Below are 17,081 nucleotides of genomic sequence, written 5' to 3'. Positions count from 1 at the left end.
TTCATTTTTTATCTCCGATATAAATTGATAGTTGTCAGGCTTATTTAAGCGCTGAGCCGCCACAGTGGTTAGAAATAGTGCTCCACTCTTGGATTTCTGCACTGTCTTTGCCGGCTGCTACTGCTTGAAGTTTCAATACGTTGTTCATTTTTTATCTCCGATATAAATTGATAGTTGTCAGGCTTATTTAAGCGCTGAGCCGCCACAGTGGTTAGAAATAGTGCTCCACTCTTGGATTTCTGCACTGTCTTTGCCGGCTGCTACTGCTTGTAGTTTCAATACGTTGTTCATTTTTTATCTCCGATATAAAGTTATCGTTGTCAGGCTTATTTAAGCGCTGAGCCGCCACAGTGGTTAGAAATAGTGCTCCAATCCTGGATTTCACCGTTATTGTTACCAGACTGAACTGCTTGAAGTTTTAATACGTTGTTCATGATTATTCTCCAGTTATTTTTAATTAAAGTGATTTTTGCAGACTGTCGCCACCGCAGTGGTTAGAAATCGTGCTCCAGTCCTGGATTTCACCGTTATTGTTACCAGACTGAACTGCTTGAAGTTTTAATACGTTGTTCATGATTATTTTCCCGTTGTTTTTAATTAAAGTGATTTCTGCAGGCTGTCACCACCGCAGTGGTTAGAAATAGTGCTCCAATCCTGGATTTCACCGTTGTTGTTACCAGACTGAACTGCTTGAAGTTTTAATACGTTGTTCATGATTATTTTCCCGTTGTTTTTAATTAAAGTGATTTTTGCAGGCTGTCACCACCGCAGTGGTTAGAAATAGTGCTCCACTCCTGGATTTCACCGTTGTTGTTACCAGACTGAACTGCTTGAAGCTTTAATACGTTGTTCATGATTATTCTCCAGTTATTTTTAATTAAAGTGATTTTTGCAGGCTGTCACCACCGCAGTGGTTAGAAATAGTGCTCCATTCCTGGATTTCACCGTTGTTGTTACCAGACTGAACTGCTTGAAGTTTTAATACGTTGTTCATGATTATTATCCAGTTATTTTTAATTAAAGTGATTTCTGCAGGCTGTCACCACCGCAGTGGTTAGAAATAGTGCTCCATTCCTGGATTTCACCGTTATTGTTACCAGACTGAACTGCTTGAAGTTTTAATACGTTGTTCATAATGACTCTCCGATTTATTAAATTGCTCGATTTACCCTGGTTTCACAAAAATGACTTGATAAGTTTGTTGTTTTATCAAAATTCAAGCCGTCACTAATTTTTTCAGCTGTTTTAATGTCGCTTGATATAATCATTTTTATCTCCAAGGGTGGTTTTTGTAACAAACTAGGTTTTATCTTCTTGGCGTTAGCCAGTGATTAAATAATAGCGTTGATTGATGTTTTTATAAGCTGGCTTTTATTACAGGTTTTACTTTTTATTGGTATTATTTCTGACTCAGGTATTATTTTTATTGTCTAGCTGTAGAATATGACAGGTAGCCTTATTCTTAGCCTGAACAATGGCCGGTGATCTGTGTTTGGTAGTCTATGCAGAGTGAGCATGGTGTGGGCGCAATCAGAAAGAGGGCTTTCATTACTGACAATAAGCAGAATTAAGCGCTACAATGTCGCCACATAAATGGAGCGGGTTGCCCACGCAATGGAAAGGCACTCCTATGCTCTTCGTGGTAGACAATAAATTAGAAGAGAATAATGTTATGGCTTTGACTACAGTTATACTCGCCGCGGGCAAGGGAACTCGTATGCGTTCTAACTTACCTAAGGTATTACACCCTGTTGCAGGTCGCCCGATGGTGCAACACGTCATTGATAATGCAATGGCTTTGGGTGCGAGTACGACTAACCTTGTATATGGTCATGGTGCTCAGCAGCTACAACAGGCACTAAAGCACAATGCAGTAAATTGGGTGCATCAGGCTGAGCAATTGGGCACGGGTCACGCTGTTGCCGTTGCGAAAGACCATATTGCAGATGATGATATGGTGCTTGTTTTGTATGGCGATGTACCACTGACTCGCTTGTCTACTCTGCAGCGTCTGTTAGATGCTACGCCTGAGAAAGGTCTGGCGGTATTAACGGTCAATCTCGACAATCCCGCGGGTTACGGTCGTATGATCCGTGAAAATGGCAAGCTGGTTGGTATTGTTGAACAAAAAGATGCGACTGAAGCCCAGCTGGCAATCCAAGAGATCAATACTGGTATTATGGCGGTGAATGGTGGGCTATTGAAAAAATGGCTGGGTCAGCTCTCCAATAATAATGCTCAGGGCGAATACTATCTCACTGATATCGTCGCGATGGCCCATCAGGATGGCGTGGAGATTAGCTCAGCACAGCCGGATGATGCCATGGAAGTGGAAGGAGCAAACAACCGTGTGCAGCTTGCCGGGTTGGAGCGCGCTTATCAGGCATGGCAGGCAGAAACCTTGATGCTCAACGGTGCTAGCCTTGCAGATCCGATGCGTATTGATGTACGTGGTGAAGTAACAACCGGTCAGGACGTACAAATTGATGTGAACGTGGTTTTCGAAGGTCAGGTTGAGCTGGGTGACGATGTAGTGATTGGTCCAAACTGCGTGCTGAAAAACTGTAAGATTGGCAGTGGCGTTGTCATCAAAGCCAACACCTTGATAGAAGAAGCCGTTGTAGGCGATGCGTGTACCTTAGGTCCATTTGCCAGATTACGTCCAGGTGCCGTCATGGAAACGGATTCGCATATTGGCAACTTTGTCGAAATGAAAAAGTCTCGCCTGGGTAAAGGGTCAAAAGCCAATCACCTGACGTATCTGGGTGATGCTGAGATCGGTGAAAAAGTGAATATTGGCGCCGGTACCATTACGTGCAACTATGATGGCGTGAATAAATCGAAAACCATCATTGGCGACGACGCGTTTATTGGTTCCAATTCTTCACTGGTTGCACCGGTAGAGATTGGCAAGACTGCTACTGTTGGTGCGGGGTCAGTGATCACGACAAAAGTGGGTGATGAGACACTTGCAGTGGCAAGAAGCAAGCAGCGCAACATTGATAGCTGGCAAAGACCAGTAAAAAAGAGTTAATAAAAACGGGAGCTTAGGCTCCCGTTTCTTATTTGGGGTCGTTGTTTTGTTAAGACATCGCACTGTGAGTTCCTTTCTGATGACCAAAGTGATACATTACTGAGGGTTAATTAAAATTTAACAATAAAAACTCAAACAATCGGGTGTTAGGTAATTATGGAAAATCTCTTTAGAAAAGAAGTATTAGAGAGTAAAAGACACCGACTAGAAGGAGCTGTAAGTTTAGTTCAACCACCCGTGTTCAAGACACTGACTTTACTTATCCTGATCGTCGTAATTGTAAGTATCATTTTTCTTGCCAGCGGTAGCTATGCGCGCAAAGAGCGCGTATCCGGAGTGATTGAACCTAATACAGGGGTGTTAAAACTGGTTGCGCCTCAGACGGGGATCATTGCTGAAGTGCTGGTTTCTGAGGGAGACTATGTCGAAGCCGATCAGCCATTGTTACGGGTGGCATCTGCTAAGCACAGTACTCAGTCACTAGAGCTCAACCAGGCACTACTCAATCAGTATAGTTTTCAGTTGCGCAATCTACAGCAGCAGATCAGTCAACAAAAACGCCAGCATGTGCTGGAACTCACTGAACTGAGACAACAGAGAGCCACGGCAGAAGCACGTCTGAAAGAGCTGGACAGTCAGGCCAGTACCTTTGAAAAGCGATTACAGCTGAATCAGCAGATGGTCGGTCAGATCAGTACGCTAAAAGGCACGGGCTATATTTCTGAGCTAGAGCTGCAAAGACAAAAAGACACCTTGCTGTCGTTGCAGCAACAGTCGTCCAGTATCCAGTCAGAACGGCTGACGTTGGCTGCGCAAATTCAGCAGTACGACACCGATCTGGAAAAACTTCCGCTGCAACACGATGAGCGCTTAAGCCAGCTGGAATCGCAGCAGGCCGATTTGCAAATCCAATTATCGTCCGTTGAACAGCAACGCCTCGGTGAGCTGCGCGCGCCCAAAGCAGGTGTGGTCACTGGCCTGTTGGGTAAAGTGGGCAAGAGCGTTAATGCCGGACAAAACCTGCTCAGCATTTTGCCGCAGGGCAGCCAGATGCAAGCCATCATTTATGTGCCAACGTCGTCTTTTGGCTTTATTAACCTGGGTCAGGAAGCCAAACTGCGGTATCACGCTTTTCCGTATGAGAAGTTTGGTATTTATAACGGCACTATCCAGCAAGTCAGTAACAGTGTGATCCTGCCAGAAGAAACCAGTACACCCGGGGTGATACAGCAACCGGCTTATCGGGTGGTCGTTTCTCTTGAAGAACAGCAGATCACGGCCTACGGCAAGGCAACACCGCTGCGGGCGGGGATGATGCTCGATGCAGACATCATCGTTGAAGAACGCTCCTTATTGCGTTGGTTATTTGATCCCGTGTTTAGTATTAAAGGACAGCTGTAGGCTGCAACTACAAGAATAAAAAGGCTTTTTATGCACGTTGAAGACGAATCACCGGTACAGCAGTTAGAGTTCTGGTCAAGGAAGTCACTGCCTATTATTTTACAATCTGAGGCGGCTGAATGCGGCCTCGCCAGCCTGGCCATGGTCGCGGCGTATCACGGTTACCACAGCGATCTGACCACATTAAGACAAAAGTTCAGCATATCTATCGAAGGGGCGACCCTGCTGGATATAATGCACTTTGCAGAAAAGCTGGAGATGAGTTCGCGGCCTTTGCGCATCGAGCTGGAAGATCTGGATGCACTGCAAACGCCGTGTATTTTGCATTGGGATATGAATCACTTTGTGGTCCTGAAAAAGGCCAATGAAAAGCGTATCGTGATCCACGACCCCGCGTCGGGTGAAAAAACCTTCACCATGGCGGAGGCGTCAAAACACTTTACGGGCGTTGCCCTTGAGCTGACACCCACCAAAAGTTTTGAAAAGAAAGAGAAGAAACCCAGTCTGCACTTTTCGGATTTCTGGAGTCGTATCACAGGGCTGAAACGCTCGCTGACCCTGATCTTCTTACTGTCCATCATCCTTCAGGTCTTTACCCTTGCGGCGCCTTATTACATCCAGCTGGTGATCGATGATGTGATCCTGACGGGGGATACCAACCTCTTGACGGTGCTCGCCACCGGTTTCTTTTTGGTGCTGGTATTTGAAATAGCTACTAATGCGTTGCGAGGCTTCACTTTGCTGCACTTTGGCAACCAGATGAACATTCAGCTGGGGGCTAACCTGTTCCACCATCTGGTTCGACTGCCGATTTCCTATTTCGAAAAACGCCATATGGGTGACGTGGTTTCCCGCTTTGGTTCATTGCAGCAGGTAAAACAAATCCTCACTACCGGGGTGATCGAAGCCATCATAGATGGTTTGATGGCGATCATTACGCTGGCCATGATCTTCTTTTACAGCCCAACGCTGTCGGCGGTGGTACTAACGGCTGTGGTGGCGTATGCCATGGTTCGCATTGCCATGTACAAACCGTTTCGTAATATCAGCGAACAGGAAATCATGGCGCGGGCAGAAGAAAACTCCAACTTCATGGAAACCGTGCGGGGCATTCAGACCATCAAACTGTTTGGTTCAGAGGTGAAGCGCGAGGGCCAGTGGCAAAATCGCTATGCCAATGCCATTAACCAGAGTATTCGTCTGGGGAATTTCCAGATCGGCTACGATGCCATTAACCGGGCTTTATTTGGTATCGAAAACATACTGGTGGTGTTTTTGGCTGCGCACCTGGTTCTGGATGGCGGGTTCAGTACCGGTATGCTGTTCGCATTTATGTCGTATAAACGTCAGTTTATGGACAAAACGGCCAACCTGATTGAAAAGTTGATTGAGTTTAAAATGGTGGGTCTGCACTTTGATCGTATTGCGGATATCGCACTGACCGACAAAGAAATTCTGCAGCCGGATCAAGTTAAGCAGCACCAGGTTGAGGGCCACATTGAGTTACGTAACATCTGTTTCGCTTATTCCGATGCCACACCCAATGTTCTGAATAATCTGAATCTGACCATATCTGCCGGTGAATCAGTGGCAATCACAGGCCCTTCTGGCTGTGGTAAATCAACCTTACTGAAAATTATGCTGGGTCTGAACCAACCAAAAAGCGGTGAAGTGCTCATCGACGGCGTCCCGATGGAGCAGATCGGTGCGCGCCAGTATCGTCAGCAAATTGCGGCGGTGATGCAGGACGATGAGTTGTTGTCGGGCTCAGTTGCCGACAATATCGCATTTTTCGATACGCCAATTGATATGGAACGCGTTGTGTATTGTGCGCAATTAGCCGCAATCCACGATGATATCAGCCAGATGCCGATGAACTACGATAGCTTGATTGGCGACATGGGGTCGAGCCTTTCTGGCGGTCAGAAGCAACGTATCATTCTGGCCCGTGCCTTGTACAAACAGCCTAAGATTTTGTTTATGGATGAGGCAACCAGTCACCTGGACACCAACCTGGAGTCTGACATCAATGAAGCGGTGTCACGTTTGGATATCACCCGGGTGATTATTGCGCACCGTAAAGAAACCATTGCCTCCGCTGACCGGGAAGTTCGGCTGAAAAAGGCCGATTTGCCCGATGCCCAGGAGCAGGAGGAAGAGTCTGTTTGTGAGTAACAGCCCGTCTGATTGTTTTTATTTTGTAAAAAATATGATTGGCGATGGTTGAGCAGGCGAAGAATTTGGGTTAACGTCGGAAAGATAACAAAGGTACAGATGACAATACGTGCATCGATGATGCGCGTACTGCGTCAACGACACGATAACAATAACGAATGACGATTAGATTAAGGATGAACATGCCGGAGCAATTTTCATTGTCGACGCAGCAGCGCGACACTATCCACACCATTCTGTCCATTATGGCTGACAAAGTCAGTGCACACATCCGTGATACGGAGTTGCCTCATGGCCTGCTCAGCGGCTTAGCAGGTCAGCTACTGTTTTTGTATAAAGCGTATGAATATGACGCGAGCCTGGTCGATGAAGCGCTGTTTGCTCAAAAGTTAGAGGAACTGCAAGAAGGCCTGGACCAGCAAAGTTTTGAATTAAGTAACGGTCTGGCGGGGCAAGCGTGGTTGCTTGAGTACCTGAACCAGTCTGATCAAGAAAATTACGACCCTGAGCTACTCGAGGAAATTGACGAACTATTCCGTCAGTCTCTGGATCATCAGCCCTGGCGTGGCGAAATTGAAATGGTGCTGGGACTTTCCGGATTTGCGCCGTACGCGGCTCGTCGCAGCAGGCAGTCTGACCAGAGCGCGCTGTATGAAGTGATTGTCAACGGATTAGAAAGCACCGCAACTCATTTTGACAATGGCCATATTGCCTGGTCTCAGCCTGAAGAGTCGGTCTACCGTTTTAATAAAGATGAGCCCAAAGAGCCGGAGTACAACCTCGGTCTTGCGCATGGCGTGCCCGGTATTATTGCAGCGTTATTGCCGGCGGTTCATATTCCATCCCTGAAGGAGCGTGTGACCAAGCTGCTGCTCGGGGGCTGTGACTGGTTGTTGGAACAGCAAAGCCCGGACAGCGACTCACATTCATGTTTTGGTTCATGTGCAGGTAACGACCATCAGTCTCGTCTGGGGTGGTGTTATGGCGACCTCACCATTGCGATGACATTAGCACGTGTTGGTCAGGCACTGGACCGCCCAAGCTATATTGAGCGGGCACTGGAAATTGGCCTGCATGCCGCTGGGCGCGATGAAAAATCCGGTCACATCACCGATGCGGGCGTATGTCATGGCTATTATGGTATGGCACTGATCTATCAAATCCTGAACCAGTTAATGCCGCATCCTCGTTTTGTACAGGCAATGCAGTATTGGGTTGATTACTCGTTAGCGCAGTATGCAGAACGCGGGGTTGAGTCTCTCTACTCCTTTAACGGCATAGACAAAGAGTACCATGAAGACTTTGGCTTCCTGATGGGTTATGCCGGTATTGGTGCAGCTCTGACTTCTCTGTTTGATGATGATACTGGCTGGGTTGATTGTTTGTTAATGGCATAGGGAGTAAGTGATGTCTAAACAGCTAAAAAATGAAGATTTTTTTGTAATTCGTACGCCCCGTCTGGGGCTAGAGCAATTGGCTCAGTTTGGCGAAGAAAATGCTGACACCAATGTGTTGCTGGCCGCCTGGCTAGCTACGCCGGGCGTTGAAGAAGCCATTTACCTTGCGAGCCCGTCATTACTTGAGCGGATCGATCAGTGGCGCACTAAGCCAGACTCTAAGCAGGGCAAAAAAGTGGCACATGCCCTGATTAAATATATGGTACGTATGTGCTCGCGGCCAACGCCATTTGGCCTGTTTTCCGGGATCCATCAGGGTAGCATTACAGATCGCACTGAACTGAGCGTTGCGGATCTTGCCGAAGACAACCGCAAAACCCGCCTCGATATGTTCTATCTGAACGCACTGAAAGAGCACTTTATCAAACATGCTTCCCGCTCAGATACACTGACCTACAAACCGAATACCTCGCATTACTTCATCGCCGAGCAGTGTCGATATATCGAGACATATTTATCAGAAGAGACGATGCAGTATCGTCTGAGTGCGGTAGAAAGTGACGAGTATTTCCGTTTTGTGCTGGAAGCGGCCCGTGATGGTAAGAGTTTCAATGCCCTGGTGGCGCAATTCCGTGAGCAGTATGCTGAAGCTGAACTCGAAGAAGTGGAAGCTTATATTCAGGACCTGATTGACGAAGGCGTGCTGCTGGCCGACATTCCGCTGCCACTGACCGGTGAGTCACCGGATCGCGCTTTACTGAAGTCGATCACTGCCATCAAAGAACTGGATACGGCTGATAAACTGGCGACGGCACTGACGCAGATAGACACTCTGGATAGCCAAAAAACCGGTGAAATCAAGCCTTATAAACAATTGCTGGAGCACCTGCAAAGCCTGCCGGTGAAGGTGCAGGAAAATAAGCTGTTCCAGAGCGACATTTATCGTCAGTTTAATGATTGTCAGTTGTCAGGGCAGGAAGTTTTGCGTCTGCAAAAGCAGCTTGAGCTGATCGCTGGACTGAGCGTGTCTGAGCAGGGTAGTTCACTGAGTCAGTTTATGACTAAGTTCAATACACGTTTTGAGGGGCAATTTGTACCGCTCGATAAAATTCTGGATGATGAATCCGGCATTGGCATTTCAACAGAAACCGGGTACGAGGCACCTCTGGTTGCGGGTCTTAACCTTGCACGCAGCGGTGGCAGTCAACAGACGGCGCCTGAAATCAGCGTACTGGACGGCATTGTTGAGGATGCACTGAGTCAGCCTGAAAACCGCACCAAAGACTGTGTTGTGTTGCGTGGTAAAGAGCTGAAGCAAAAAATTACCAATAAAGAAGCGGTTACTAAGTTCCCATTCTCTTTCGCGACTATGGTGAGCCTGTATCAGGATGATCGCGGCAACCCGGTTTATAAATTCAATGGCTGTTACGGCCCGTCTGCTGCCAACCTGTTGGGTCGTTTTTGTCACCTGGATGAAGGACTTAAAGACAATGTGGTGGCGCATTTGGCGTCTGAACAGGCACACAGCGATGACGTGATTTTTGCTGAAGTCGTTCACATGCCAGAGGGGCGTCCGGGGAATGTGATTGCACGCCCACATCTGCGTCAGTACGAAATTGTCTTCCTGGCCGACAGCGCGCTGGATGACGAGTATCAGATCCCATTGAGCGACCTGTATGTCTGGGTTGAAGGACAAAAAGTGAAGTTGTGGAGTAAACGACTGAACAAGCAAGTGGTGCCGCGTTTGTCCAGTGCTCATAACTACTCTGCACGCAGCCTGAGTGCCTATAAGTTCTTATGTATGTTGCAGCATCAGGATGGCAGACCACCACAGTTTAAGCTGCCATCCAGCCTGGAGCGAGCTACCTTTGTGCCACGCCTGATGCTGGATAACCTGATCCTGAGTGAAAAAATCTGGCGCATTGACCGAACAGAACTTGAAGCCATCAGTAAAAAAGGTCAGTTTGATCGCGCTAAACTGGAGACGTTACTCGAGACTTATCAGCTTGACCCGCAAGTCAGCTTTGCAATGGCTGATAATGTCCTCCAGCTGGACCTGCGTAACCCGGATATGTTTGCAATCTTACTTGCAGAAACCAAAGGTCATCGCCGGGTCGAGCTCAAAGAAGTGCTCAGCAATCATTACCCGTCGCGGGTGGTGGATGCACAGGGCAATCATTACAGCAACGAAGTGATTATTCCATTTATCAATGAGCATGCGAATGTGCATCGCCATTTCAGTGATGACCCTTTGGGGAACATCACGGCTGCACCATTGAAGCGTCGCTTTAGTGCTGGCTCAGAATGGCTGAGTCTGAAGATTTATTCAGGTAACTCACTGGTCGAGCAATTGCTGACCGAAGAGCTGCTGCCGCTGATTGAGCAAAATGGCGAGTTGTACGACAAGTGGTTCTTCATTCGTTATGGTGATCCTGACTGGCACCTGCGCCTGCGTTTCCATGGCGATCCCGGGTTGTTATGTGGTCAGCTGCTACCAAAATTGAATGCGTTACTCGACCCGAAAGTGGAAAGTGGTGAACTACACAAAGTCGAACTGATGACCTATGAGCGTGAAGTTGAACGCTATGGTGGTCCAGAGTCGATGGCCCTGGTTGAATCACTGTTTATGTACGACAGTGCGCTCATTGCAAAAACCTGTGCGCTGGTGGACGAATACGGTGAAGACGTGCGCTGGCGTATGGCTCTGGCTCAGACCCATAAATTACTGGACCTGTTTGAATACGATGCCGCCACTCGCTTTACGCTGGTCAGTCAGTTACGTGATGGCTTTGGCAGAGAGTTCAATGAAACCAGTGTCTTGCGTAAGCAGTTGGGCAATCGTTACCGTGACTATGAAGCGCAACTGGACAAGGACTTTGCACTGTTGACCAAACAAACGGATGCGCAAGCCGACGAAGCACAACAGGCGCTGTTTGAGATCCTGTCACAATGGTACATGGCGGCAGAGCCTGTAGTTGGGGTTCTGAACCGGATGCTCGACGAAGGCAAACTCAACTGTACCAAAGATACGCTGATGGGATCTTTGTTGCACATGCACAATAACCGTATGTTCAAAGCCTATGGCCGCGAGCAGGAGCTGGTTATTCACGATATGCTCCGTCGTAAGTACTTCTCGGCGGATAAAAAAGCCGACTAAGTGACTGAGTAAGAAAAGCGCACCTGTGGTGCGCTTTTTGTGTTTCTGGGGTCCATTGGCTACCCTTGAGTAAAAACAAAATGAAGGGTGGCATTATGATCCGAACTGTATCTCTCTGGCTTAGTTTTATGGTGTTGCTTGTGTGGCATGTGCAGGTGCAGGCAGACGACAAAAAATCAGCGCCGCTTGCTGAGGCACTTGCCGTATTTCAACCTTTTTTGGGGACCTGGCAGGCGGATTTTGCTGTCCCCGCTGGCAAACCGCCCATGCGGGATATCAGTCGCTGGGAGCGGGCGCTCAATGGCACCGCAGTGCGTACTTTACATTCTATCAATGCGGGTATGTATGGTGGCGAGTCGCTGATTTTCTGGGATAAGAGCAAAAATGCGCTGGTTTTTTATTATTTCACTACCGCCGGATTTTACACCCAAGGCACCATAGAGGTGCTGAGCCCCACCGAATTTGTCGCTTTTGAGGACGTAACCGGCAATAAAGACGGCATCACTCAGGTGAAATCTATCAGCCGCTTTAAGGACGATCGCTTTGAGGTGTCAACTCAGTATCTAAAGCAAGGGAAATGGACAGAGCCGGAGCAGCGCACCTATGTGCGCAGTAATGAAACGGTGCAGTTTAAATAGCCGTTACAGCCAACCATAATAACAACAATAAAGAGTTAAACGTGTTCACCTCGTTCAGTATGTCAGGGCTGACCCTGTTTCAGCTGATTTTTGCCTGGCAGATGTGCTTTGCCGCGATACTCGTCTGGCAAAACCCACACAGTCGCTGCCTGGTGCTATTTTTTGTCTTCCAGGCCTTACTCAGTCTTGCCAACGTATTTGAAAGTGCCGGCGTTACACTGGCTGGATACGTCATTACACCCGCTTTTACCGTGGCCATGGGGCCGGTGTGGTATTTGAGTGTCAGCAATTTGGTTGGCGCATCAACAGGCGGCGTAAAGTCTGCTCGCCATTTGCTGTTACCCCTGGTGTCGCTGAGCCTGACCCACTATGTTCAGCCGCTCATCGCGCTGGGCAGTATCATGCTGTTGTGCTACCTGATTGCGTCTTTAAAGCTGCTGCGTGATTATCGCGATACGGTGTGTCAGGTACACGCCGACGCATCTACGATAGACCTGACCTGGCTGACCAGATTGCTCGGCGTGTATGCTGTGCTGAGTGTTGTGGATTTTGTACGCATGAATGTGCAACCCATGACGCCAATGCCCTGGAAAGCCTACTGGTATTTTGCCCATGAAGTGGGTTTCTTTGGTATTTTGTCTGTGTTGCTGATTGGCATCATAAAGCAGCCGCTGTTATTCAATCGCCTGGCACAGTACCAAGCGCTCAGTCAGTGCGAAGCGGCCACGCAGGACAAACAGCTGGCGCAGTCGATATTTGCGTCGGTGGATGCACAGGTTCGCGAGCTGGGGTTGTTTTGTCAGCCGCGATTGAGTATTCAGCATATCGCTGACCAGCTGTCACTGGGAGTAAAGCAGGTTTCCTGGGCTATCAACTCGGTGTCGGGGAATAACTTCTCTAACTATATCAATGAAATAAGGCTTGAGCAGATTGAGAAGCAATTGGTTGATCCGGCTTATGCTCAGACTTCGGTACTCGATATTGCGATGAACAATGGCTTTAATGCCAAGTCGACCTTTAATCAGGCCTTTAAGGCCCGCACTGGGATGACGCCGACACGTTATCGCATGCGTTCCACGCTCAGTCAGCAGTTAAATTAACTATCTACCGCGTTGTGCCGTTCAGAATCCGGAATCTGGACGAATAAAAGTAATTTTTTCAATACATTGTTTCTCAACTTAGGAGGAGAACCAAATGTATAAAGCCGTTCTTGGACTACTCGGACTCATCATTTTGAGCTGTCAGCAGTCACATGCAACCCCGTTGCGTGGTACACCCGGGCATCATAACGATGCATATCAAATTCCAGTGTTGCCTAATCAGGTAAGCGATCCGGTTGGTTATTACCACCGCAAAACGCAGCTTTTTACCCTGGTTGAAAGCGAAGACTGGCCTGCGGTCGTCAAATTGGCCACCGAGCTGACCAGAGACTATCAAAACGATGGCGTTACCTGGTACCTGCTGAGCCTGGGGTATCGGCAGCAACAGCAATGGCAGGCAGCCATTGCCCCACTTAAGCGGGCATTACAGTTGGGCGTGCGGTTACAGCGCTTGCCGAAATGGCATGATAACCCCAACGACATGATGGTGACACTGGCTGAGCTGTATGGCGAGCTAAATGACAAGCGCAATGCCATGTTGTGGCTGGAGCGGGCACTGCAAGCACGCTGGGACGATAAACCCGCACTGACGGGTCGCAGTCTGTTTAGTCGTAAGCCAAATCCGCATTTTGTGGCGTTTGCACAGGATGATGACTTTCGTCAGTTAGTGGGCGCAGAGCCCGAATCTGAGGCGCACAGAGATGCACGCTGGCGCTATGATTTGCATTATTTGGCTGAGGAGATCAGACGTTTACATGTGTCGGCCTTTCACCGTATGAGTGAGCAGGCTTTTGAGCGCAAGGTAGCACAAATAGACAAGCGCATTCCTGCCCTGAACGATCAGCAGGTTGTGTTTGAGCTGATGCAGCTGCTCGGCATGCTGGAAAATGGCCACAATTTTATTGTTCCGGCCTGGGGTAAGGCGGGTAACACTCAACAGTTACCCGTGCAGTTTTATCTGTTTGAGGAGGGGTTGTTTATTGTGGCGGCCGACTCAGACTATCGGCATCTCATCGGTAAGCAGGTTTTATCAATAGGAAACACTCCGGCTTTACGGGCGTTGGAAAAAACGGGTGTGGTCAATCCTCGCGATAATAATATGCAGCAAGCGTGGCTTGGACCTTACTATTTGAGTCTTGCCAGTGTATTGCAGGGACTGGGGATCATTGAACATAGCCATGAAGTCGTTGTGACTATCCGGGGTGATGATCTGCAAACACAGCAACTGACGCTGACGCCGCGTGCTATGCAGTTTAATGGTTTTCCTAAATTGCCGCGCCAGCACCCACAGTCAGAGCCTTACTGGTCCAAATTGCTGCCTGAACACAAGGCACTTTATGTGAACTTTAATGCCGTACGTGAGCGCAAGGATGTGTCGCTGGATGCTTTTAATCAGCAGTTGCGTGAAACCCTGCTGGCCGGGCAGGCGAAGCACTTTATTGTGGATCTGCGTGATAACAGTGGCGGGAATGGCTTCTTGCTGCCCAGTACCATAGCCACCGCGGTTTTGTTTGAGGCCTTGGTACCAGACGGTAAGCTGATGATCCTGACAGGGCGAAATACTTTTTCGGCTGGCCATGATCTACTGATGGGGATCAGCAAACTGACCAGCGCCATAGTGGTTGGCGAGCCTTCGGGCACCCGGCCCAACGCCATTGGTGAGGCGGGTTGGTTTACTTTACCCTACAGTGGCCAGATTGGGGTGATTTCATCTCAATTTCACCAACAAGGAGCGGCAGAAGACAGCCGGGTGTGGCTGGCGCCGGACCTGCCGGTGGCCCTGACGGCAAAGGACTACTTTGCCGGTACAGATGTGGTGCTGGATGCGGCGCTGATCTTACTGTCCAGCGGATCACGCTGAGCCTGTTCTGTCTGCTGCACATAAGCATGTGCCAGCTTAAGTGCAGCTTCGCCGAAGATCCAAAAGGGTTTGGTTTTACTGTTGATGTTTACTGCGACACTGAGCTGGTATTTTGGCACGACAATCAGCATGCTCTGAGAACCCCGCGATACGCCGCCATGGTGATAGTAAGTAAACACGGGCTTGTCGTTATGCCGGTACTCATGGCGACGCCATCCCAGCGCATAGTTTTGCGGGTTGACCTCGCCATGATTGAGCTGCTGTGGTGTCCAGACTTGCTCGCGCACCTCAATATGCAAATAACGGGTATCCAGATAACCGCTACCGAGTCGGACCAGATCACTGGGTGTGCTGACAAGGCCACCTCCTGCCAGACGATGGCTGAGGTTAACAGTGCGCCAGGGAATGTACTGGGCGTCCTGCCCCCGACGATTGAAATAAAAAGTGACCAGCTTGTCGGCCTGTGACTCTGCGCCACTTTGGTTCATGCCCAGCGGCGTGAGTACGTGCTGCTGGAGCAAGTCGAGATAGGGGCGCTGACCATGCTGCGCCAGGACCGCACTCAGTAGCACAGTACCATAGCTGGAGTAATAAAATGCGTCGCCCGGCTTGGTGCGCAGCGGCCCTTCATCAAACTGCGCAACGGCATCCTGCACCCGATCAAACTGGGTATTCAGGCTCAATGAATGGTACAGCCCGATTAAATCCTGATTGCCTTTATAATGAGGCAAACCTGCGCTGTGTGATGCCAGCTGGCGAGGGGTAATATTCTGCCATGCAGGATTGGGCAGTGGTGTCAGGCTGTCTTTCAGCGGTGTATCCAGGTTGAAGTTTTGCGCCTGCATCAGTTTTGCCATCAGCGTGGCGGTCAAGGCTTTGGAAGTGCTGCCAATACGAAACTGATGTTCCGGTGTGAGCGCAGTTTTTGTTGCGATGTCGGCATAGCCGAGCGTGCCCTGCCATACGATTTTGCCGTGATGTGCAATGGCCGCGGAAATACCGGGCGCCTTGCTGGTGGCTCTGGTGGTATGGAGAATGTCACTGGCCCGGACGTTGAATGCAGTGAGCATTGGCGAATAACGCGACTGGTGTGGCAAAGGGCCTCCGGGGAGCGGATCTGCGCTGGCCAGTACCGGCACTTTTTCCAGGTTGAAAGCATAAAACTGATAGACGGGCCAGCCTAAATAGGCCAGCGTGATTATGAGCAGTAATGTCAGCAGACTGAACAGGCGTTTCATTGGCGATCCTTAATTCTCTATAAACTGACTTAACTATCTGAGATTTAAGCTTTTAAATCTTGTCTAAAGTGAAAAATGCTGGCCGATTCTGAAAAGGTGACTAAATCAGTGGCTAAACAGGTGGGTCCGGTCAGGCCATGTGGGCAACAACACGACCTGTTTTGCAGCGGCTTAATCTTGTCTGAGGCTGGTATGGCGTAATATTCCTGCGTATGCTTGAATATTCATCTTGTTATTAATCCATGACTTACCAAGACTGGCCGCAAGATAAACAACACAAGGACCTAGTCATGACACTTGGGCAATACATCAAACAACTCAGACAACAAAGGGCATTGAGCCAGCCGCAACTGGCCTCGCAAATGACGGTTGAGCAGAGCTACCTGTCTAAACTGGAGAACGATCATTCAATTCCTTCTAATGAGGTATTCAGGAAACTGTTGGCCGCACTGGATCTGGATTTAGGGAGCTTTATGCAAGGGGTTGCTGAGCAGGGGGACAAGCAGAGTCTGACACAGATCCCGGACATTGAAGCCTGGTATCAAAACCTCGATAAACATAAGCTGGCACGGCGGCGCAGCTGGATACTCATGGCACTGGTGTGTATCTCTTTGGGGTGTGCACTATTTTACAGTGGCTATCGCGCGCTCTTTTTGCCTGAGCGCCAGTATGAATACCACTCTTATGGAGAGTTACGAGACGATGAGCCTCTCGATTTGTACACTCGCTGGCATCGTTACGTGAGTGACGCGGATAAACAGAACCGGGCCGACTATGATGCGCTGCGACTAATGTATCAGAAGCGCCAGGCGCCGGAGCTATTGTACAGTTTTGACTATCGCGGCAGTGCTTTTGTGGTACAGGTCGATAACGGTCGCCGGTATTTTGAAGTGCAGCCAGAGCGTGTGCATCATGTGTCTCGTCCGGGTAATGCCTGGATGCAGTTTATCGGTATCGTGCTGTTTGTCGCAGGTTTACTGGCCCTTTTACTTGAGCGCCGCTACGCCCGGGCTCACTAGCCTGGTCGTCCTATACTGTTCTGGCGGGAAAATACGTGCGTGGCGCGATATACTCAGCGTA

At 49.0% G+C, this 17,081-nt stretch carries 12 protein-coding genes; 9 read left to right on the top strand and 3 right to left on the bottom strand.

Annotated features, from left to right (window positions below):
* Positions 1–40 precede the first annotated feature (40 nt).
* Entirely contained in the window at positions 41–148 is a 108-nt protein-coding gene (locus NH568_RS17550) for a class III lanthipeptide (protein ID WP_253049316.1), read from the bottom strand.
* A 35-nt stretch (positions 149–183) separates the two neighbouring features.
* The gene (locus NH568_RS17545) at positions 184–291 is read right to left on the bottom strand and encodes a class III lanthipeptide (RefSeq protein WP_253049316.1); all 108 of its coding nucleotides are present in this window, start codon (positions 289–291) and stop codon (positions 184–186) included.
* Between the two features lie 1,381 nt (positions 292–1,672).
* Here NH568_RS17545 and glmU point away from each other — a divergent pair.
* The 8 genes from glmU to NH568_RS17505 all read left to right on the top strand — a co-directional run bounded on the left by glmU (position 1,673) and on the right by NH568_RS17505 (position 14,763).
* Positions 1,673–3,034 (top strand): bifunctional UDP-N-acetylglucosamine diphosphorylase/glucosamine-1-phosphate N-acetyltransferase GlmU, encoded by a 1,362-nt coding sequence (gene glmU, locus NH568_RS17540; RefSeq protein ID WP_253049314.1) that lies wholly within the window; start codon positions 1,673–1,675, stop codon positions 3,032–3,034.
* A 156-nt stretch (positions 3,035–3,190) separates the two neighbouring features.
* Entirely contained in the window at positions 3,191–4,435 is a 1,245-nt protein-coding gene (locus NH568_RS17535; protein WP_253049312.1) for an HlyD family efflux transporter periplasmic adaptor subunit, read from the top strand.
* Positions 4,436–4,465: 30 nt separating this feature from the next.
* Complete coding sequence (locus tag NH568_RS17530) at positions 4,466–6,610, top strand: peptidase domain-containing ABC transporter (protein WP_253049311.1); 2,145 nt, start codon at positions 4,466–4,468, stop codon at positions 6,608–6,610.
* A 182-nt stretch (positions 6,611–6,792) separates the two neighbouring features.
* On the top strand, positions 6,793–8,007 hold the full coding sequence (locus NH568_RS17525; protein WP_253049309.1) for a lanthionine synthetase C family protein: 1,215 nt from the start codon (positions 6,793–6,795) through the stop codon (positions 8,005–8,007).
* A gap of 10 nt (positions 8,008–8,017) precedes the next feature.
* Complete coding sequence (locus NH568_RS17520; RefSeq protein WP_253049307.1) at positions 8,018–11,164, top strand: lantibiotic dehydratase; 3,147 nt, start codon at positions 8,018–8,020, stop codon at positions 11,162–11,164.
* A gap of 128 nt (positions 11,165–11,292) precedes the next feature.
* Positions 11,293–11,802, top strand: a complete 510-nt coding sequence (locus tag NH568_RS17515) for a hypothetical protein (protein WP_253049330.1) — start codon at positions 11,293–11,295, stop codon at positions 11,800–11,802.
* A 41-nt stretch (positions 11,803–11,843) separates the two neighbouring features.
* Positions 11,844–12,902 carry an AraC family transcriptional regulator gene (locus NH568_RS24240; RefSeq protein ID WP_253049305.1) on the top strand — a complete coding sequence of 353 codons (1,059 nt, stop codon included), beginning with the start codon at positions 11,844–11,846 and terminating at the stop codon, positions 12,900–12,902.
* Between the two features lie 94 nt (positions 12,903–12,996).
* On the top strand, positions 12,997–14,763 hold the full coding sequence (locus tag NH568_RS17505; RefSeq protein WP_253049304.1) for a hypothetical protein: 1,767 nt from the start codon (positions 12,997–12,999) through the stop codon (positions 14,761–14,763).
* Here the strand turns inward: NH568_RS17505 and NH568_RS17500 are convergent.
* Positions 14,697–16,001 carry a serine hydrolase domain-containing protein gene (locus tag NH568_RS17500; protein WP_253049302.1) on the bottom strand — a complete coding sequence of 435 codons (1,305 nt, stop codon included), beginning with the start codon at positions 15,999–16,001 and terminating at the stop codon, positions 14,697–14,699. The two genes, NH568_RS17505 and NH568_RS17500, sit on opposite strands and share 67 nt — an antisense overlap.
* A gap of 290 nt (positions 16,002–16,291) precedes the next feature.
* Here NH568_RS17500 and NH568_RS17495 point away from each other — a divergent pair, with 290 nt between their 5' ends.
* The gene (locus tag NH568_RS17495; RefSeq protein ID WP_253049300.1) at positions 16,292–17,020 is read left to right on the top strand and encodes a helix-turn-helix transcriptional regulator; all 729 of its coding nucleotides are present in this window, start codon (positions 16,292–16,294) and stop codon (positions 17,018–17,020) included.
* The last annotated feature ends 61 nt before the right edge of the window (positions 17,021–17,081 follow it).

It is taken from the genome of Pseudoalteromonas sp. XMcav2-N (assembly GCF_024124545.1).
Taxonomy (GTDB): domain Bacteria; phylum Pseudomonadota; class Gammaproteobacteria; order Enterobacterales; family Alteromonadaceae; genus Pseudoalteromonas.
Note: the sequence above shows the minus strand (reverse complement) of the source record. Positions and strands in the feature narration are given on the sequence as shown.